Origin of the sequence: Thermomicrobium roseum DSM 5159 (genome assembly GCF_000021685.1) — a bacterium.
Taxonomy (GTDB): Bacteria; Chloroflexota; Chloroflexia; order Thermomicrobiales; family Thermomicrobiaceae; genus Thermomicrobium; species Thermomicrobium roseum.
This window is the reverse complement of the sequence record NC_011959.1, coordinates 650,457-668,662: the sequence shown is the minus strand read 5'-3', so window position 1 is coordinate 668,662 and position 18,206 is coordinate 650,457. Positions and strand designations below refer to the sequence as shown.

The window sequence follows — 18,206 nt, the reverse complement described above, 5'->3', positions numbered from 1 at the left end:
CCAACGATCATTGGCGAGATGACCATCGAGCGTCTCACGAACGCACTCGTCGGTTCCCGAACGATTCGCACGGTCGCCAGCCGGCTGGCGAGCGGGCAGTCGCTCGTGGCCGAGGAACTCCCGGTCGCCGCGCGCCCAGCAGTCCTGGCGGCCCTCGCCCGCATCTTGGACAGACCGCTCCTCGTCATCGTGCCGCGTCAAGCCCACGCCGACGAGCTCGCTGATGCCGTCGGCCAGCTTCTCGGCGAGATCCCCGTCGAGGTTTGGCAAGCCCCAGAAACGCTCCCGTACGACGTCTTCGCACAGGATCGAGCGAGTGCCGTTGAGCGAAGCTGGTTTCTTCAGCGGATGACTGAGCCGTCCCCAGGTCTCTTCATCGCACCGGCCCGCGGACTGCTGCAGTTGCTCCCGCCGAACGAATCTCTCCGGGGATGCCCGCTCACGCTGCGGGTCGGCCAGAAGATGGCACTGCAAACTGTACTCGACTATCTGGTCGATTCCGGGTATGCACCAGTACCGCTCGTCCAACAGCCTGGATCCTTCAGTCGCCGGGGCGGCATCGTCGATGTGTGGCCGCCCGGCAACGACCTCGCTGTACGGATCGAGTTTTTCGGCGATGAGATCGATTCGATCCGGCGCTTCGAGCCGACTACTCAGCGTTCGGTCGATCGCCTCCACTCCATCATGCTCTTGCCGCTCAGTGAAGCACCTCTCCCTCAGCTGCAGGCAGCCGCGACAAAACTGCGGCGACTCGATACCTCGTCACTCCGTCCCGAAGTACGAGAAGAATGGGAACGACTCTGCCAGCAGATCGAACGCGGGGAACTCGTACCGCTACCGGAACTTGCCCTTCCCTTCGTCTTCCCGGAAGCATCCTCTCTCCTCGATCGCTTTCCTCGATCGTTCCCGGTGGTCGTCGTCGACCCGGGAGCGGTTCGTCTGACTATCGATCAACTGACGCAGCAAGCGGAAGAACTCCGTGAAACCAGCGAGCTGAGCGGTGAACTTCCCCGAGGACTACCTCGTCCCTATCATCCTGACGATCGCATCTGGACTTCACTGCGAGTTCACCCGATTCTTTGGCTGGGTACGGTAGAGCAGGGAGACTCCGCGAACGGCGACATACCATCCGATCTCGGTTTTACAACGGACATTCCCGCTATCGCTGGACGGCTCGATACACTGCCCGCAGTGCTCGCTCCCTTCCTCGCTGAGGACTACGCCGTCACACTGGTGACCGAGCAAGCCGACCGCTTGGCACACCTTCTGAGCGAGAGTTCCCAGTACGCGGAGGCAGCGAGCATCGCAGCATCGACTATCGCGCGGGGGCGTCTTCCAGGCGGGTGGAAACATCGCGAAGCACGCCTGCTCCTCTTAACCGATCGCGAGCTGTTCGGTTTGCGTCGGTTGCCTCGCCCGCGCGGTCGCCGTCGCTTCGAGGTGACGAGCGATCTTCTCAGCCGGCTTGTCCCTGGAGCATACGTCGTTCACGTCGATCACGGAATCGCACGCTATGGGGGACTCGTCCATCTCACGATCAACGGGGTGCACCGCGAGTACCTCTTGCTCGAATACGCCGAAAACGATCGACTCTATCTCCCCGTTGACCAACTCGATCGCATCACGCTCTACGAGAGTCTCGACGGCGAACCAAAGCTGACGCGCCTCGGCTCGCCGGAGTGGTCACGCGTCAAGCGACGTGTCCGCGAGGCAGTCCGCGAACTCGCCTTCGAACTGCTGCAACTCTATGCTGCGCGCGAAGCCGCTCCCGGTATTGCCTTCGGCCCCGACACCCAATGGGATCGCGAACTCGAGGAGAGTTTCCCCTACGAGGAAACCCCTGATCAATGGCGCGCCATCCAGGAGGTAAAGGCCGACATGGAGCGGCCTCGGCCGATGGATCGCCTCTTGTGCGGAGACGTCGGTTTCGGCAAAACTGAAGTCGCGCTGCGCGCCGCCTTCAAGGCGGTCAATAACGGGTATCAAGTCGCCATTCTTGTCCCGACGACTGTTCTCGCGCTTCAGCACTACAACACGTTCCGCGAGCGGCTCGCTTCCTATCCCGTGCGCATCGAGATGCTCTCGCGTCTGCGCAGCAAGCGCGAACAACGAGCGATCATCGAGGGACTTCGCGCTGGTACCGTCGACATCGTGATCGGTACCCACCGATTGCTGCAGCGTGACGTCGCCTTCAAGCGCCTCGGCCTCGTCATCATCGACGAGGAGCATCGCTTCGGGGTCGCCCACAAGGAGCACTTCAAGCGACTCCGCACCAACGTCGATGTCTTGACCATGACCGCCACGCCGATCCCCCGCACGCTCTATTTGGCACTGTCCGGGGTGCGTGATCTTTCTGTCATCGCCACTCCACCCGTCGACCGCACGCCGGTGCGCACCTTCGTGACGCCAGCACGTGATTCCGTCATCCGTGAAGCGATTCTCCGTGAAATCGCACGCGGCGGACAGGTCTACGTCGTTCACAACCGCGTTCACTCGATTCTGGATTTCGCTCAGCGTTTGAGAGGCTTGGTTCCCGAAGCCCGTTTCGCGGTCGCGCACGGACAAATGCCAGAACAGGAACTGGAGCGCATCATCGTCGACTTCATCGAGCGGAAATACGACGTGCTCATCTGTACCGCCATCATCGAATCGGGCGTCGACATTCCCTCGGTCAACACGATCATCATCGACCAGGCACAGCAGCTCGGTCTCACCCAACTCTACCAACTGCGCGGGCGCGTGGGGCGAAGCCATCAGCGCGCGTATGCCTATCTCTTGTACGACGACCGGCGCCCACTCTCAGCCGAAGCACGGGCACGCCTGGAGGCAATACAAGAAGCGACGGAACTCGGTGCCGGACTCCAGATCGCGCTCCGCGATCTCGAGATCCGCGGCGCGGGCAATATTTTGGGTCCAGAGCAGAGCGGTCATATCGCGGCAGTGGGCCTCGAGCTCTATACCCAACTCCTTGCGCGCGCGGTCCAAGAACTGCGCGAAGGACGGCCGATCGATGAGGCGCCGAGTGTGACCATCGACTTGCCGATCGAGGCGACCATCCCCAGCGAGTATTGCGGGGACGAAGCGATCCGCATGCGCTTGTACCAGCGCTTCGCTGAGATCCGGACTGATGAACAGCTCGAGGATCTCGTGTCGGAAATTCGCGATCGCTTCGGGCCGCTCCCGGACCCCGTCCAGCGGCTGGTCGATCTCGCTCAGCTCCGGCTGTGGGCAAATCGACTCGGCCTCGCCTCGCTTATCGAGCGTGATGGCGAACTCTTCATTCGACCAGTCGTGGGCACTCGCCTCGATCAAGAGGAACTTCGTCGGCAAGTCGGCTCCGGCGTCTATGTGACCCCGCATCAGATCAGGCTCGTCATCGCACGCCTCGAGGTGCCGCTCTGGGAGGCCGTCACCACTGTACTTCGAGCGATCGAGCATCGGCGAGCGACGGTTCTCCTGATATCCCCACATGCGGCCCTGACCACGACGTGAAGCGTTCATTCCTCGGACAGCGACGCGAGGATTTCCTTGGCGCGCTCGGCATCCTGCCGACGCACGAACAGTGCGCGATCGGCGACGAAAGGCGACCAATATGCGTAACCCAAACCTAATACCTTGACGAGTACCGGTATCCCTTCTTCCTCCAGAGCACCTTGCCACAGGGCCGCAACGATTTCGTTCGGAGCCACTGCCACTTGCACGAGTTCATCGTCCGCTGTCATGCGACGCTCCTACACTTCGAGATACACCACTGTGACCCCAAGACCACCCTCGTGAGGCCCAGCCAGTTCCCAGCTCTTCACGAGCGGATGATCGCGGAGGAAGGCATGAATCGCCTGTCGCAGGGTCCCGGTTCCCTTGCCATGGACGACTCGAACCCAGGGCAGGCCAGCTCGCACAGCTCGATCCAGGTATCGGTCGAGTCGATCCAGTGCTTCTTCCACATGCAAGCCACGGAGATGGATCTCCGGCTCCACGCGAGGAATCGTCGTGACGGAGACCGGCGGTGCAAAGGTTTGACTGACCTCCTCCCTTCGAGGCCAGATGCGGCGCACGCTCGCTTGAGGCTGACGCACGCGGAACTGGCCGATACGTACCTCGACCTCCTCGCTCTCCGGATGGATCGCCACGACATCTCCCTCGAGTCCGAGCGCCGTCAACTCCACGCGATCACCCACCGCGATCTCCGGAACCCTCTCTTGCCGTGACTGTCGCCCGCTCGACTGGACCCGACGTTTGACCTCCTCGAGGGCTCGCAGGCTGTCCTGGGTGACTTCGATCGGCGGATAAGCAGGCGACCGTGCCGCCCGTTCGATCTTCCGAGCGAGTTCACGCGCCCGCGCGAGTTCTGCCTCCAACTCCCGCAGGACCTCCTGGCGAGCCTCTCGGCGTTCTCGCTCGGCCTCGGCGAGCAGGCGCTCGGCCGCCGCCCGCAACTGCTCAGCCTCGCGCCGGGAACGCTCCGCTGCCGCTGCCAGCGACTCGGCTTCTTCCAGACGACGTTGCATCTCCGCGATCAAGCGGTCGAGTTGAGGGGCACCGCTGCCGAGGAGTTCGCGTGCCCGTGCGATCACGTCCTCCGGCAATCCCAGGCGACGAGCGACTTCCAGTGCATGCGACCGGCCGGGGAGACCGACCAACAAGCGGTACGTCGGGCTGAGCGTGACCGGATCGAACTCGACGCTCGCGTTCTCGAGCCCTGGTGTCCCGGTCGCGAAGACCTTGAGTTCCGGATAATGGGTTGTCACGATACCGAGTGCACCGATCTCCAGAAGACGCTCCAGAATCGCCCGGGCGAGCGCTGCTCCCTCCTGTGGATCGGTACCCGCTGCGATTTCGTCGAGGAGTACGAGGCTGGACGCATCCGCCTGCTGGAGCGTCGCGACGATACGGCGCATATGGGACGAAAAGGTGGACAGATTCTGCTCGATACTTTGTTCATCACCGATGTCGACGAAGATCGCCGGGAAGACGCTCAGACCACTCCCGGGGGCGGCGGGTATGAAGAGCCCCGCCTGGGCCATCAGTGCCAGCAACCCGACCGTCTTCAAGGCGACTGTCTTTCCACCAGTATTTGGCCCAGTGATGACCAGAATCCGGAAGCGCTCTCCCAGTTCCACATCGATCGGCACGGCGGTCCGACGATCCAAGAGCGGATGACGAGCCGCTCGCAAGCGAACGCGCAGGAACGGATGTCCTTCAGGAACGGTCGGTCCAGACGGCTCGAGCAACTCCGGTTCCACCGCATCGAGGTCGTACGCCAGACGCGCTTTGGCCAGAGCGAGATCGAGCGCCGCACCCGCCTCCACGATTTGCAGCAGCTCATCCGCTGCATCGGCAATCCGTTGCGTCAAGACGCGCAGGATACGCTCGATCTCACGAGTCTCTGCAGCCTGGAGTTCCCGCCACCGGTTGTTGAGTTCCAGGACCTCGAACGGTTCGACGAAGAGCGTCTGGCCGCTGCCCGAAACATCGTGGGTGATACCAGGAACAGCCTGGCGCCGGTCAGCCCTCACTGGAATCACATACCGCCCATCGCGGATCGTGACATAAGCATCTTGGATGGCTTCCTGTCGCTCCGCGAGGAGTCGTCGCAATCGTTCCAGGAGACGCTCATGCGCCTCTTTGAGGGAACGCCGTATTGCCGCGAGTTCCGGCGAAGCCGTGTCGAGCACCTCACCGCGCGGGCCGATGCTCCGCGCCAAGTCAGCTCGCAATCCAGGAAGGTCGACCATCGCGAGCACGAACTCGGCCAACGCGGGATAGCGTTCGCTCCATCGTTCGTCCGCCATGAACTGGCGACGCAACGAGGCGGCGGCCTCGAGCGTGTCGAGAACGGTTCGCACATCCGCGGGTGCGAGGATATTCCCCCTTTGCGCAGCCTGCACGACAGACCGGATGTCGCGGAATCCACCGATGGTGAAGCTCGGTCGCTCGTTCAAGAGACGCGCTGCCTCTCGCGTTACGCGGAGGAGATAGGCCACTTGATCCCGGTCGGCGGTCGGTGCGATTTCGCGGGCCCGCTCACTCGCAACCGAGTATTGGCAGCGCGCAGCGAGGAGTTCACGGATCTTGTCGAACTCCAGGAGACGAAGTAGTTCACTGGCCATCGTGTTCCCAGGACCCTTTCAAGATGGTCGGTGGATCACCGGGAAGCCAATCGAGCGCCACCCACTCGATCGAGGGTTGTGCGTCGCGTGCGAGCGGGATCAGCCGCGAGCGCACCACTTCCTGGCGCAACCGAATTCCCACACGATCAGCGGGTAGCTGATCGATCGTGTTCGAGATGATATTCACGACTGTCGCGAGCACCACACTGGTCACCAGCAAAGCGACGACCGAGCGAAGAACGAGCGACGCCGGTCCTCCACCGCTCTCGAACCAGCGGCGCGTCGCCACCGATGCGAGACGCCAGGACCAGACGTTGCCGAGTACCCCGAGCACGACGATCACCGAGACCACCAGCACCAGGGCGACGAGTTCGCTCGTCCAGCGGGACATCCCGGGGACGATGCCCCGGAATACCGTCGCGAGCGGTGCAACGAAGAGTGCCGCCGCAGCGAGGACAACGAACGACGCAACCAGCACGAGCAAGCCGCGACCAACACCAGCCAGAAAGATCGCAGTGTAGAGAGCCACGAAGAGGAGCACGATCAGGAGATCAGCGATCGCCATGATGACCCTCGACCGCTAGACGATCCTCCCCTTGACACGAACGGATGTTCGCACCTATACTGGCACCGATGGTCGGGCCTGACAGAGAGCGACGGGGGCGAATGGGCAAGCGACTCACCAAACGGCAACAGGAAATCCTCGAGTTCATTCGTCATTTCGTGGACGAGCGAGGCTATCCGCCAACGGTGCGCGAGATCCAAGCGGGACTCGGTATCTCGTCCACCAGTGTTGTCGATTATAACCTGAATGTCCTCGAGTATCTCCGCCTCATTCGCCGTAATCGAAACATTTCGCGCGGCATCGAGCTACTCGATCGCCGGCTCGGTCGCCACGATGCAGTCGTTCGTGTCCCGCTCGTCGGCACGATCGCCGCGGGTCAGCCGCTACCTGTACTGGAGCCGATCGAAGTCGATGGCGCTGCCGAATACGTTGAACTCGGTAGCCAACTCGTTGGGCATCCAGCGCGTGACCTGTTTGCCCTGCGCGTCAAGGGGCAATCGATGATCGACGCGCTGATCGACGATGGAGACATCGTCGTCTTGCGCCGGCAAGCCACCGCCGAAAACGGCGATACCGTCGCCGCGTGGCTCCGACGGGAGCAGGAGACGACGCTCAAGCGCTTCTACCGCGAAGGAAATCTCGTGCGGTTGCAGCCAGCCAACGCCACCCTCCAACCGATCTATACGACGATCGATAACGTCGAAATTCAGGGAAAGTTGCTTTTGGTCATCCGGCGCTTGGACTGAAGCGCCTGCGCCCGAAGCCGATATGTCCTGCCTGCACGCCTCCGGCGAGCACCGACGCCACGCCCCCGCGATCGTGCGCCTCGCCGGCTGACATGGGCAACGTGGTCGTCCCGCGATGTCGAGGAGCCGAGCTATCCTGGTCTGGCAAGCTACGCTTCCTGATCGACCAATTGAAGAAACCTCTGGGAGAGTCCGAGCGACTGCCCAGCAAAACACCAGTCATCTTTCCGATTGACGACGACTCGCGCAGTCCCTACACTGGGATCGAGCCGTCACTGTGAGCGAACGCGATCGACGGCCACGAGTCGGGAAGGGGCAGGTGGATGGATATCGGGCTGGCCTTCAGCTATGCCTTTCGCGATCCTCAGTGGGTCAAGAAGGCGTTGATCGCCGTTGTCATGCTCATCATCCCCATCATCGGTTGGCTCATCTTGTACGGGTACGTTCTCACGATCGCGCGTCGAGTCGCCCTCGGAATCGAGCCGAGCTTGCCGGAGTGGGACGATTTCGGCGCGTTCCTCTCGCTCGGCTTCCGCGGTGCCGTGGTCGGTGTCGTCTGGTCGATCCCTGCTTGGGTCATCTCCGTCTGCCAAGCGATCGTGGGCGCCTTGCCAACCGGTCGAGAGAACGATGCACTCTCAGCGGTTGCTGTCGTCGCGGTGTGCCTCGGCTGTCTCTCCTTGCTCGTCAGCGCTGCCATCAATTACCTGCTGCCCTTGCCGCTCACGCGCCTGGCTGTGACGAATCGAGTGGCGAGCGCGTTCGCGTTCGGTGAGATCTTCCGCGAGCTCCAGCGGGTGCCCACCGATCTCTTGATCGTATTCGTTCTCTCGTTGGTTCTCGGATTCCTCGCTATTTTCGGCATTCTGCTCTGCATCGTCGGCATCCTGGCAACGCTGCTGTATGCGTTCTTCGTGCAGGGTCATCTTTGGGGACAGCTGCGACGCCGTCTTTCGGCGGGAGATGTGTCTGCCGCAGTCGCGGTCACCTGACGCACCACCAGATCACCTGACCGCAACGGTCGAGGACGATCCGGGTTCGGAACTCTTCGTCCTGAGCAGCCAGTACTGGTACGGGCGGCTCTGCATGGACACGGTTGAATCATCGGCTGATCGATCGTGCGAGGATCGACGTGGAAATCGCTCGTGCGTTGAGCGCTCCGTTTCGCGACGATGACTGGCCAGAGAAGCTGGTGATCGCAGCCCTGCTTCTCCTGCTCCCGCTCATCGGTCCGCTTTTGGTGCTCGGCTGGGCCTTGCACTACGCCCGCGAAGTCGCCGAGCAGCGCGATCGAGTCCTCCCCCACTGGCAGAACTGGAGCGAGCACCTGACGCTCGGTCTCTTGGGCGCTGTCGCGACCGTCGTCTGGTTTCTCCCGACCCTCGCGGTACTCGCCCTCAGCGCTCTCACTCTGTTCCCCGCCTTGCTCGGTGACGACCGAGCCCGAATCATCTCGCTCGCAATCTCCCTGGCCGGACTCTTCTGCTTGGCCCTTCCTCTCGCCATGCTCACGACGATCCTCTTGCCTGTCCCGCTCGGACGTTTGGCCACGACGAACCAGTTATCCAAGGCGCTTTCGGTAGTGGGCGCACTGCATGAGGCCCGGCAGGTTCTTCCCAGCCTCCTCGTGACCTGGATTGTTCTCCTGCTCCACAGCCTCGGACAAGCGGTTCTCTTCAGCATTGCGTCACAGTTCGCGCTCTTCCTGTGTTTGCCTGGCATCGCTGCGTCGGTCATCCTGGCGACCGGTCTCCAGGCACACCAGTACCTGGTGATGGCCCATTTGACCGGCCAGATCCGCTATCGGCTCGAGCCTCACCGCGAACCCACTGCGGGAGAAGCGTAGATCAGATGCAGGGCCCGATCCTGCACGACGCAAAGGGGCAGGACTTGCTACGGATCGACTCAACCTCTATACTCGAAGTCGGAACGTGGCAGATTGGGTGACGGGCGACGATGGAGTTCAAGGACTACTACAAGATTCTCGGCGTGCCGCGCGATGCGGATCAGGAGACGATCCGCAAGGCCTACTTGCGTCTCGCGCGCAAGTACCACCCTGACGTCAACAAATCACCGGACGCCGAGGAGAAGTTCAAGGAAATCAACGAAGCGTACGAGGTTCTTCGGGATCCGGAAAAGCGTGCTCGCTATGATCGCTTCGGAGCCGACTGGGAGCGCTATCAGCAAGCCGCTGGAGCACAAGGAACCACGACCGACTTTGAGGAATGGTTCTTCGGCACTCGCGATCGAGCGCAGCGCGAGCGTCGTCGAACGAGTGATTTCTCCGACTTCTTCGACCTTTTGTTCGGTGATCTCGGCGATTTCTTCGTGACGACTGGTGAGCGCATCCGGACACGCGCCCGGCCGGAGCGGGGACAGGATTACGAGCATCCGATCGAAGTCACGCTCCGCGAGGCCTATCGCGGCGCAACCCGCCGCATCGATGTGAAGATCGACGAGCGTTGCCCGGCCTGCAATGGCACAGGACTGAACGGACGCGGCATCTGCCGTGTCTGTGGCGGTAGCGGCTACGTGACTCGTACCAAGACGCTCGAAGTCAAGATCCCTGCTGGGGTACGCGATGGCTCGCGCATCCGCATCGCCGGCCAGGGTGGACCGGGTGTAAACGGCGGACCACCGGGTGACCTCTATCTCCGGGTCCACCTGTTGCCGGACCCGCAGTTCGCACTCGAGGGCGACAATTTGCGAACCGAGGTGGAGGTGCCGCTCTACACGGCGATTCTCGGCGGAGAGGTCACTGTTCCGACGCTCGACCGACCAGTCGTTCTACGCATTCCACCCGGTACACAAAACGGGCAGGTCTTCCGCTTGCGCGGCAAGGGGATGCCGTCGCTGCGTACTGGTCAGCGCGGTGACCTCCTGGTCAAGGTCAAAGTGATCCTGCCGACTAATCTCACCGAGGAAGAGCGACGCCTCTTCGAGCGACTTCGCGAACTCCGTCAGGTTCGCACGCGCGCCTGATCGCCCTGGCGATGCTATAGTTCACCGGGCAGCATCGCCCGGAGCGACCGAGCTGACGAGGAGTCTACGCGATGCCAGTCACGATCGTTCTCGGCGGCCAGTGGGGCGACGAGGGGAAAGGGAAAATCACCGATGCCCTCGCCGCCACGGCCGATATCGTCGTCCGGCCGAACGGGTCCACCAACGCTGGTCACACCGTCGTCACCGATGAAGGTGTCTTCAAGCTCCACGTGATCCCCTCGGGGATCCTTTACCCGCACTGCACCTGCATCATCGGTGCCGGGGTTGCCGTCTCGCCACCTGATTTCCTTCGCGAGATCGAAAGCTTGCGCGAGCGACACCCGCGTCTCGGGCAGCTCTACGTCAGCGACCGAGCCCATGTCATCATGCCGTATCACCCCCTCCTCGATCTCTACGAAGAACGGCGACGGGGAGCTGCCGGCATCGGCACGACCCTGCGCGGAAATGGCCCAGCCTTCACCGACAAGATCGCTCGCCGGGGCATCCGCATCGCCGACCTTTTGCCTGGATCCGAGCGCTCGCTGCGTCATAAACTCGAGACGCTTTTGCCCGAGAAGAACACACTGTTCATCCATCTTTACGGCGAGTCACCGCTCGACCTCGATCAGCTCTTCGAGCAAGCGCGTACCTGGGGCGAGGCACTCGCTCCGTACGTGATCGCGGCGGAAGTCTTCGTACAAGACGCACTCGATGCTGGAAAGTCAGTGATCATCGAAGCCGCACAAGGCACCATGCTGGACCCAGACTATGGAACGTACCCCTATGTCACGTCCAGTTCCCCCACCGCAGCCGGCGCCTGCCAGGGAGCTGGGGTCGCACCGACGCAAGTCGATCGAATCGTCGGTGTCTTCAAAGCCTACACGACGCGGGTCGGCGCTGGTCCCTTCCCAACCGAACTCACTGACGAGACTGGCCAGCTCATTCGGGAACGCGGCCGCGAGTACGGCACGACGACCGGGCGACCGCGGCGAGTCGGTTGGTTCGATGCGGTAGCCGCGCGGTATTCTGCACGTCTCAACGGCATGACCGAAGCGGCACTCACGAAACTCGACATGCTCGACCCCTTGCCGGAAGTGCGCATCTGCGTCGGCTATCGTATCGACAACCAGGAAGTCTCGGCGCCGCCTGCCCAAGTGGAGCGCTACGCAGCGGTGGAGCCGGTCTATGAGGTTTTGCCCGGCTGGCAGTGCGATACCAGTCAGGTAACCTCCTTCGATGATCTGCCGCCGGAAGCACAGCGCTACGTGGCTCGGATCGAGGAACTCATCGGTGTACCCATCACGATGATCGGCGTCGGACCAGCCCGTCGTCAGATTCTCTGGCGACCAGCCGGTGCCCTGACGTGATCGAGACCGAGGAGACCAGCATGTTGGAAGCCTGGCAAATTCAGGAGATCATTCCTCACCGCTATCCCTTTCTCCTGGTCGATCGCATCATCGAGATCGAATGGGGGCAACGCGCCGTCGGCATCAAAAATGTGACGGTCAACGAGCCGTTCTTCGTCGGTCACTTTCCCGGAAATCCGGTGATGCCTGGTGTACTCATCATCGAAGCACTGGCCCAGGTCGGTGCCGTTGCTCTCCTCGGCCACCCGCAGTATCGGGACAAAACAGCCTTCTTCGCTGGCATCGATGGGGTGCGTTTCAAGCGGCCAGTTCGCCCCGGCGATACCTTGCGGCTCGAAGTTCAAATCGGTAAGGTCCGTCGCAATATCGGAACTGGTACCGGCCGAGCCACCGTCGACGGAGAACTCGCCGCTGAAGGGGAGATCCTCTTCGCTCTCTTGGACCCGGAAGCTGCGCGTACGACACGCTGACCAATGCGCCACGTTCTCGTCGTCAAACCCTGCTGCTTGGGCGATGCGCTGATGGCGACCCCTGTCCTCCGAGCGCTCCGTACGACGTACCCCGACATGACGATCGATATCGCCGTCACTGCCTGGGCTGCTCCGGCCTTCGACGGTCATCCGGCTGTCCGGCGACTCGTTCCCTATCCGGAGCGCCCCACTCTCCCGCGTTTCTTCCGGCTCGCGCAGCGTTTGCGAGCCGAACGATACGACGCGGCGCTTGGGCTCGACCGTTCCCCCTGGGTAGGACTGCTGCTCTGGGCCAGCGGCATTCCCGTACGGGCAGGGCTGGCAGCTGGCTGGCGGGGGCTCCTGTACACGCACCGCGTACCCCCTCGCCCGGGTCGACACGAGTCCGAGCAGTATCTCGCTGTCGCAGCACGGCTCGGAGCGGTCCCAAGAGGTCTCGAGCCCGAGTTCATCGTTCCTGAGCCCATCGCACGAGCGATCCGCGAGCGTGTACGACATTTCCGTCGGCCACTCATCGTCATCCATCCCGGCGGAGCGATCAACCCTGGTAGTCGGCTCCTGGCCAAGCGTTGGCCGCCTGAACGCTTCGCTTTGGTAGCCGATCGCCTTACTCAGGTGTGGGGCAGCACGATCATTCTCGTCGGCGTCGCAACCGATCGCGACGCGACGGCTTCCGTTCTTGCTCATGCTCGTACGCCTCTCATCGACTGGACTGACCAGTTGAGCTGGTCAGAGTTGGCGGCTCTCCTGGCTGAGGCCGACCTCTTCATCGGCAACGATACGGGGGCCGGCCATCTGGCTGCTGCAGTAGGGACACCGACCGTCTCGATCTTTGGTCCGACGAGTCCGCTGCTCTATCGTCCTCTCGGTCCCAAGAGCGTCGTCATTGCCCCGCCGGCGAGTTGGGAACTGCGTGAGCCACGTGACCTCCGTCGCCTCTCGACGATCGCGGATCGCCTGGACATCAGTCAGGTCCACGTGGACCAAGTTGTCGAGGCTGCGTCTCGGCTTCTGCAAGGGGAGCAGGGGACCGCATGACGCGAGACTTCGTGCGCCGGCTCGTGCGTCGGTTGGGATCCACAGTCCCTGCTCTTCCCCTCGCACCGAGCACTCGACGCGAAGTCATCCTGATTCGTCCTGACCACCTGGGCGATGCACTCCTGACGATTCCCGCCTTGCGTGCTCTCCGGGCCACCGAGCACCGGTTGTACCTGACGCTCCTCGTCGGGCCATGGACCCGAGAGGTCTTCATGCTTCGCGGGCTGGTCGACGAGGTACTCGTTGCGTCGTTTCCAGGCTTTCGCCGAGAGCCCACTCGAAATCCGTTCGAGCCCTATAGACTGCTCTTTCGACTCGCTGGCAGTCTCCGACGACGCGGTCCCATGGCCCTGGTCGTCCTGCGCGATGATCACTGGTGGGGAGCCTGGCTCGGCGCACTGGCCGGTGTTCCGGTACGGGTCGGAGCGGATCATCCTGCTATCCGCCCGTTTTTGACTCACCCAATCCCTCTCCAGAGCCAGCATGTCGCGGCGCGAAATCTCGAATTGGTGACTGCACTGTTGACAGTACTGGGATACACCGACGATTCTCGCCCGCTGGCACCGGAGGCCTATCCATTGGTATGGCCATCCGATCCAGTCGCCGCACGAGCTGTCCGGGATGTCCTCGAACGCTGTTGCGTTACAGCTCCCTACATCGTCGTGCATCCGGGTAGTGGAGCCGCCGCCAAGTGCTGGCCGGCGGAACGGTGGGCAACGCTCGTTGACACCCTCGCCGAACGGGGTTACCAGGTGCTGCTCACCGGCTCCGCCTCCGAGCATGCGCTCCTCGCCACGATCGTTGCCGCGACCAGCAGCGCTCCTCATAACCTCGCGGGACAGCTCTCCCTTCCAGAACTAGCCGAGTTGTTGCGGAAAGCAGCGCTCGTCATCGGAACCGATACGGGTCCTCTCCACCTCGCCGTCGCCGTGGGTAGCCCAACCGTCCATCTCTTCGGTCCGACCCGACCCGAGCGGTTCGGACCATGGGGTCCTAGAGCCCGACATCGGGTCGTCCAGGCGCAGTTGCGCTGCCCGCGCTGCGGCGATATCGGACCGGATCGCGCATGCGGTACTGCCTGTATGATGGCGATCGACGTCGACGATGTGCTGGGAGCAGCCCTGGAGCTCCTCGAGAGTCGTTCTATCCGATGAGTACTCTGCTGATCGGTATCGACGCCAGCCGCGCTTGTCGCGAACAGATGACAGGAACCGAGCGATACGCTCGACGTGTGATCGACGGCTTGCTCACGTTACCGAGCCCGGTCCGCTTTCGTCTTTATCTTGATCGGGTCGGTCCGATTCCCGCCGACTGGACACGGGTTGAGATTCGCCCGATACCGTTCCCTAGGCTCTGGACGCATCTTCGCCTCGCCTACGAACTGCGGCACAACCCGGTCTCGCTCCTCTTCGTACCAGCGCATGTCCTGCCCTTCCGCTGCCCCGTGCCTGCCGTTGTCACCGTCCACGATCTCGGCTATCGTTACGAGCCGGACGCTCATCCACTGGCGCAACGCCTGTACCTTGAACTCGGAACGCGCCGAAGTGTTCGCCAGGCCCGGCTCGTCATCGCGATTTCACAGGCCACAGCTCGCGACCTCACACGTTTCTACCGAGTTCCCGACGATCGCATCAGGATTGTCTCGCATGGTGTCGACGAACGGTTCTTCCCACGTCCTGAATCTGAGCGAGCTGCTGTCCGGCAACGCTACGGTCTCGCACGGCCGTTTCTCCTCTTCGTTGGTACACTGCAACCGCGCAAGAACATCGTGCGGCTCGTGCAGGCATTCGAACTCCTGGCTCGCTCCGAGGAAGAGCTGGATCTCGTCCTCGCCGGCAAGCGAGGCTGGCTCGCTAGCCCCATCGAACAGGCACTGTCATCGAGCCCTGTGCGTCACCGCATCCACTGGCTCGGACACGTCGCGGAGGAAGACCTTCCCGCGCTCTATAGCGCGGCTGAGGTCTTCGTGTACCCATCGTTGTACGAAGGGTTCGGTCTGCCAGTCCTCGAAGCGATGGCGAGTGGCGTACCAGTCGTGACGACGCGTCGCGGCGCACTGGAAGAGATCGCTGGCCCAGCTCTCTTCTGTAACCCTTTGGATCCGCGGGATATCGCAGAAGCCATCCGCACGGCCCGCGAGCCGCAACGTCGCGCGCGACTCGTCGCCGCGGGGCAGGAACATGCCCGGCGCTTTACTTGGCATCGCACAGCCAACGAAACGCTCGCAGTTCTGCTCGAAGCGGTGGGCACTCCATGAGAATCGGACGCTTCGAACGGATGCTCCTCATCAAGATCGCTGATCTCGGTGATGCCGCCATTACCTTGCCGGCCATCCACTCGCTGCGAAAGGCGTATCCGCAGGCGTCGCTCCACGTCGTCAGTTCGCCGCTCGGTACCGAACTCTACCGGCTTTCCCCTGACATCGACCGCTGCTTCGTACTGGAGAAGTCGCGCCTCAAACGTCCCGCTGGAGCCCTCGCCCTGGCTCGTCTCCTGTGGACGCTCCGCCGGCAGCAGTACGACGCGGTCGCACTGTTCCACCATCTCACGACCAACGCCGGACGCTCGCTCTATCGGCTGCTTCTGGCTGCGACCGCCAGTCCGGTCCGGGCAGGTCTCGACAACGGTTTAGGGACTTTTTTGACTCACCGGGTTCCCGATCGGGGCTTCGGTGCCTGCCCCGAGTGGGACTACGCTCGGGCCGTCGTCGAAGCACTCGGAGCGAGCCCTCTACTCGAACGACCACGCCTCCGAGTCCCAGATGCCGCCTTCCGACGAGCCCAGGAGCTCGTCGGTGATGCACGAGATGGCCTCGTTGTCATCCATCCGGGCGTCGGCCCATTCGCTCCAGCGCGACGCTGGCCGATCGAGTCGTTTACGACCGTGGCACGCGAACTCACCCGACAGGGTTACCAGGTCGTGGTCACCGGAACAGTCAATGAGGAACCCGAAGCCAGACCATTGCTGCGGACTCCCGGGGTGACGAGTTTGATCGGCCGAACCGACCTCGCGACTCTGGTCGCCGTTCTGCAGCAGGCCAAACTCGTGATCGGCAACGACTCGGGAGTCACCCACCTCGCGGCCGTGCTGGGTCGTCCCACGGTGGCCATCTTCGGTCCCTCGAATCCCGATGCCTGGCGCCCTTTCGAGGCCGAGATCGTCACCCCAGAAACACTGACGACCACGCGGGCTTCGGTGCTGGCTCTCACGGCCGCGCTCCCCTGCGCACCCTGCTGCTATGTCGGTTTCCGCGTTGGTCGACCCCAGGGCTGTTCCACCCGGACATGCCTGATCGATCTTCATCCCGATGTCGTGCTGCGTGCCGCACTGCAACTTCTCGAGGGAGATCGCGACTCCTCCTGGTAAGAAACCGTCGAGCGTTGCGCTATCGAGGCCCTTTGCTCCCGTCTTGCAGGCTCGTTGGGCCAAAACAGCGTGCATGAAACAGGCAGTCGCAGCGAGCGCGGAAGCTGACGCGACGGCGATGCCCAGCGAGGACAGGGAAGTCTCCCAGCGTCCGGCGGAAGTCCTCACCCGCCACATCCATTAACGGCAAGAGTCTCTGCGAAGTGTGAACGATACTCCCAGCATTGCCACGAATTCCCGCCGCACACCGATCGTGGACCGAGGACAGGCAGCGATCGACGTCGAGGCATCTCCCCGTTTTCCGTCGACTCTTGTCCTTTGGATCGCGTGCTCGCGTTGACGCGCCTTCGAAACGGTTTTACAATGCCAGTCATGGAGCACTGAGCTCCCGTCTTTGCGTGGGGATCGCCGATTGCAGGAGAGGAATACGGTCAATCGTGGGAGAGCGAAAGATCCGCGTCGCGATCATCGGAGTCGGCAACTGCGCCTCGTCCTTGGTGCAAGGTGTGCACTACTACCGGAATGCTGATCCGAATCAGTTCGTGCCTGGTCTCATGCACGTCGAACTGGGCGGCTATCACGTCGGCGATATCGAATTCACCGCTGCTTTCGACATCGACGCCAACAAGGTCGGCAAGGATCTGTCCGAAGCGATCTTCGCTCCACCCAATAACACGTACAAGTTCACCGATGTTCCGTACTTGGGCGCCCCGGTCTATCGGGGCATGACCCACGATGGATTGGGCAAGTATCTCTCTCAGATCATCACCAAGGCTCCCGGACCGACTGCTGATATCGTGGGCATCCTCAAGGACACGAAAACGGATGTCGTCGTGAACTTCCTTCCTGTTGGAAGCGAGATGGCCACCAAGTGGTACGTCGAGCAGGTGCTCGATGCTGGTTGTGCCTTCGTCAACTGTATTCCCGTTTTCATCGCCCGGGAGGACTATTGGCAGCGGCGCTTCCGCGAGCGCGGCCTCCCGGTTATCGGTGACGATATCAAGAGCCAGGTCGGCGCAACGATCGTGCACCGCGTTTTGGCTCGCTTGTTCGCCGATCGCGGCGTGCGCATCGATCGCATGTACCAGATCAACTTCGGTGGGAATACCGACTTCCTGAACATGCTGGAGCGGGAGCGACTCGAGTCGAAGAAGATTTCCAAGACCAACGCGGTGACGAGTATTCTGGACTATCCGATTCCCGAGGAGAACGTGCACGTCGGTCCGAGCGACTACATCCCTTGGTTGAAGGATCGCAAGTGGTGCCACATTCGTATCGAAGGCACGACCTTCGGCGACGTGCCGATCAACCTCGAACTGAAGTTGGAAGTCTGGGACTCTCCCAACTCTGCTGGTGTGGTCATCGACGCAATTCGCTGTGCCAAGTTGGCCCTCGACGCAGGTATCAGCGGCGCACTGATCGGCCCCAGCGCCTACTTCATGAAGTCGCCACCAGTCCAGTATCGCGACGAGGAAGCGCGCGAGATGGTGGAAGCGTTCATCCGCGAGACGGTCGCCCAGCGCGAGCGCCTCGCAACAACGGAGAATGCGTGACTCCGGCTT

The 18,206-nt window shown here is 62.4% G+C and carries 15 protein-coding genes; 12 read left to right on the top strand and 3 right to left on the bottom strand.

What is annotated here, in order from left to right:
- The first annotated feature begins 18 nt into the window (after positions 1 to 18).
- Positions 19 to 3,492 carry a transcription-repair coupling factor gene (mfd, locus tag TRD_RS03070; protein ID WP_041435940.1) on the top strand — a complete coding sequence of 1,158 codons (3,474 nt, stop codon included), beginning with the start codon at positions 19 to 21 and terminating at the stop codon, positions 3,490 to 3,492.
- Positions 3,493 to 3,497: 5 nt separating this feature from the next.
- Here mfd and TRD_RS03065 read toward each other — a convergent pair whose 3' ends face one another.
- The 3 genes from TRD_RS03065 to TRD_RS03055 are packed head-to-tail and all read right to left on the bottom strand — an operon-like array spanning position 3,498 to position 6,675.
- A complete protein-coding gene (locus TRD_RS03065) occupies positions 3,498 to 3,722 on the bottom strand; it encodes a putative signal transducing protein (RefSeq protein WP_012642065.1) in 225 nt (74 codons plus the stop codon).
- A 9-nt stretch (positions 3,723 to 3,731) separates the two neighbouring features.
- Positions 3,732 to 6,110, bottom strand: coding sequence for an endonuclease MutS2 (locus tag TRD_RS03060; protein WP_012642064.1), 2,379 nt, complete (start codon positions 6,108 to 6,110; stop codon positions 3,732 to 3,734).
- Complete coding sequence (locus TRD_RS03055) at positions 6,100 to 6,675, bottom strand: hypothetical protein (protein WP_012642063.1); 576 nt, start codon at positions 6,673 to 6,675, stop codon at positions 6,100 to 6,102. Before TRD_RS03055 ends, TRD_RS03060 begins: the two co-directional genes overlap by 11 nt.
- A 101-nt stretch (positions 6,676 to 6,776) precedes the next feature.
- Here TRD_RS03055 and lexA point away from each other — a divergent pair, with 101 nt between their 5' ends.
- The 11 genes from lexA to TRD_RS03000 all read left to right on the top strand — a co-directional run bounded on the left by lexA (position 6,777) and on the right by TRD_RS03000 (position 18,197).
- A complete protein-coding gene (lexA, locus tag TRD_RS03050; RefSeq protein ID WP_012642062.1) occupies positions 6,777 to 7,421 on the top strand; it encodes a transcriptional repressor LexA in 645 nt (214 codons plus the stop codon).
- 323 nt (positions 7,422 to 7,744) lie between these two features.
- On the top strand, positions 7,745 to 8,413 hold the full coding sequence (locus tag TRD_RS03045; RefSeq protein WP_012642061.1) for a DUF4013 domain-containing protein: 669 nt from the start codon (positions 7,745 to 7,747) through the stop codon (positions 8,411 to 8,413).
- Between the two features lie 140 nt (positions 8,414 to 8,553).
- On the top strand, positions 8,554 to 9,267 hold the full coding sequence (locus TRD_RS03040; protein WP_012642060.1) for a DUF4013 domain-containing protein: 714 nt from the start codon (positions 8,554 to 8,556) through the stop codon (positions 9,265 to 9,267).
- Positions 9,268 to 9,377: 110 nt separating this feature from the next.
- A complete protein-coding gene (locus tag TRD_RS03035) occupies positions 9,378 to 10,403 on the top strand; it encodes a DnaJ C-terminal domain-containing protein (protein WP_012642059.1) in 1,026 nt (341 codons plus the stop codon).
- A 71-nt stretch (positions 10,404 to 10,474) separates the two neighbouring features.
- On the top strand, positions 10,475 to 11,770 hold the full coding sequence (locus TRD_RS03030; RefSeq protein ID WP_012642058.1) for an adenylosuccinate synthase: 1,296 nt from the start codon (positions 10,475 to 10,477) through the stop codon (positions 11,768 to 11,770).
- A 20-nt stretch (positions 11,771 to 11,790) separates the two neighbouring features.
- Complete coding sequence (gene fabZ / locus TRD_RS03025; protein ID WP_012642057.1) at positions 11,791 to 12,240, top strand: 3-hydroxyacyl-ACP dehydratase FabZ; 450 nt, start codon at positions 11,791 to 11,793, stop codon at positions 12,238 to 12,240.
- 3 nt (positions 12,241 to 12,243) lie between these two features.
- Positions 12,244 to 13,278, top strand: coding sequence for a lipopolysaccharide heptosyltransferase II (gene waaF / locus TRD_RS03020; protein ID WP_012642056.1), 1,035 nt, complete (start codon positions 12,244 to 12,246; stop codon positions 13,276 to 13,278).
- Complete coding sequence (locus TRD_RS03015) at positions 13,275 to 14,432, top strand: glycosyltransferase family 9 protein (protein WP_012642055.1); 1,158 nt, start codon at positions 13,275 to 13,277, stop codon at positions 14,430 to 14,432. Before waaF ends, TRD_RS03015 begins: the two co-directional genes overlap by 4 nt.
- Positions 14,429 to 15,535, top strand: coding sequence for a glycosyltransferase family 4 protein (locus TRD_RS03010; protein ID WP_012642054.1), 1,107 nt, complete (start codon positions 14,429 to 14,431; stop codon positions 15,533 to 15,535). The genes TRD_RS03015 and TRD_RS03010 overlap by 4 nt, the downstream gene beginning before the upstream one ends.
- Positions 15,532 to 16,644 (top strand): glycosyltransferase family 9 protein, encoded by a 1,113-nt coding sequence (locus tag TRD_RS03005; protein ID WP_012642053.1) that lies wholly within the window; start codon positions 15,532 to 15,534, stop codon positions 16,642 to 16,644. Before TRD_RS03010 ends, TRD_RS03005 begins: the two co-directional genes overlap by 4 nt.
- A 437-nt stretch (positions 16,645 to 17,081) precedes the next feature.
- On the top strand, positions 17,082 to 18,197 hold the full coding sequence (locus TRD_RS03000) for an inositol-3-phosphate synthase (RefSeq protein WP_012642051.1): 1,116 nt from the start codon (positions 17,082 to 17,084) through the stop codon (positions 18,195 to 18,197).
- Positions 18,198 to 18,206: the final 9 nt, after the last annotated feature.

What these genes read in the sequence shown, in the direction of transcription:
- mfd (WP_041435940.1), top strand. Translation starts at nt 19, where the DNA reads ATGACCATCGAGCGTCTCACGAACGCACTCGTCGGTTCCCGAACGATT.
- TRD_RS03065 (WP_012642065.1), bottom strand. Translation starts at nt 3,722, where the DNA reads ATGACAGCGGACGATGAACTCGTGCAAGTGGCAGTGGCTCCGAACGAA.
- TRD_RS03060 (WP_012642064.1), bottom strand. Translation starts at nt 6,110, where the DNA reads ATGGCCAGTGAACTACTTCGTCTCCTGGAGTTCGACAAGATCCGTGAA.
- TRD_RS03055 (WP_012642063.1), bottom strand. Translation starts at nt 6,675, where the DNA reads ATGGCGATCGCTGATCTCCTGATCGTGCTCCTCTTCGTGGCTCTCTAC.
- lexA (WP_012642062.1), top strand. Translation starts at nt 6,777, where the DNA reads ATGGGCAAGCGACTCACCAAACGGCAACAGGAAATCCTCGAGTTCATT.
- TRD_RS03045 (WP_012642061.1), top strand. Translation starts at nt 7,745, where the DNA reads ATGGATATCGGGCTGGCCTTCAGCTATGCCTTTCGCGATCCTCAGTGG.
- TRD_RS03035 (WP_012642059.1), top strand. Translation starts at nt 9,378, where the DNA reads ATGGAGTTCAAGGACTACTACAAGATTCTCGGCGTGCCGCGCGATGCG.
- TRD_RS03030 (WP_012642058.1), top strand. Translation starts at nt 10,475, where the DNA reads ATGCCAGTCACGATCGTTCTCGGCGGCCAGTGGGGCGACGAGGGGAAA.
- fabZ (WP_012642057.1), top strand. Translation starts at nt 11,791, where the DNA reads ATGTTGGAAGCCTGGCAAATTCAGGAGATCATTCCTCACCGCTATCCC.
- waaF (WP_012642056.1), top strand. Translation starts at nt 12,244, where the DNA reads ATGCGCCACGTTCTCGTCGTCAAACCCTGCTGCTTGGGCGATGCGCTG.
- TRD_RS03015 (WP_012642055.1), top strand. Translation starts at nt 13,275, where the DNA reads ATGACGCGAGACTTCGTGCGCCGGCTCGTGCGTCGGTTGGGATCCACA.
- TRD_RS03010 (WP_012642054.1), top strand. Translation starts at nt 14,429, where the DNA reads ATGAGTACTCTGCTGATCGGTATCGACGCCAGCCGCGCTTGTCGCGAA.
- TRD_RS03005 (WP_012642053.1), top strand. Translation starts at nt 15,532, where the DNA reads ATGAGAATCGGACGCTTCGAACGGATGCTCCTCATCAAGATCGCTGAT.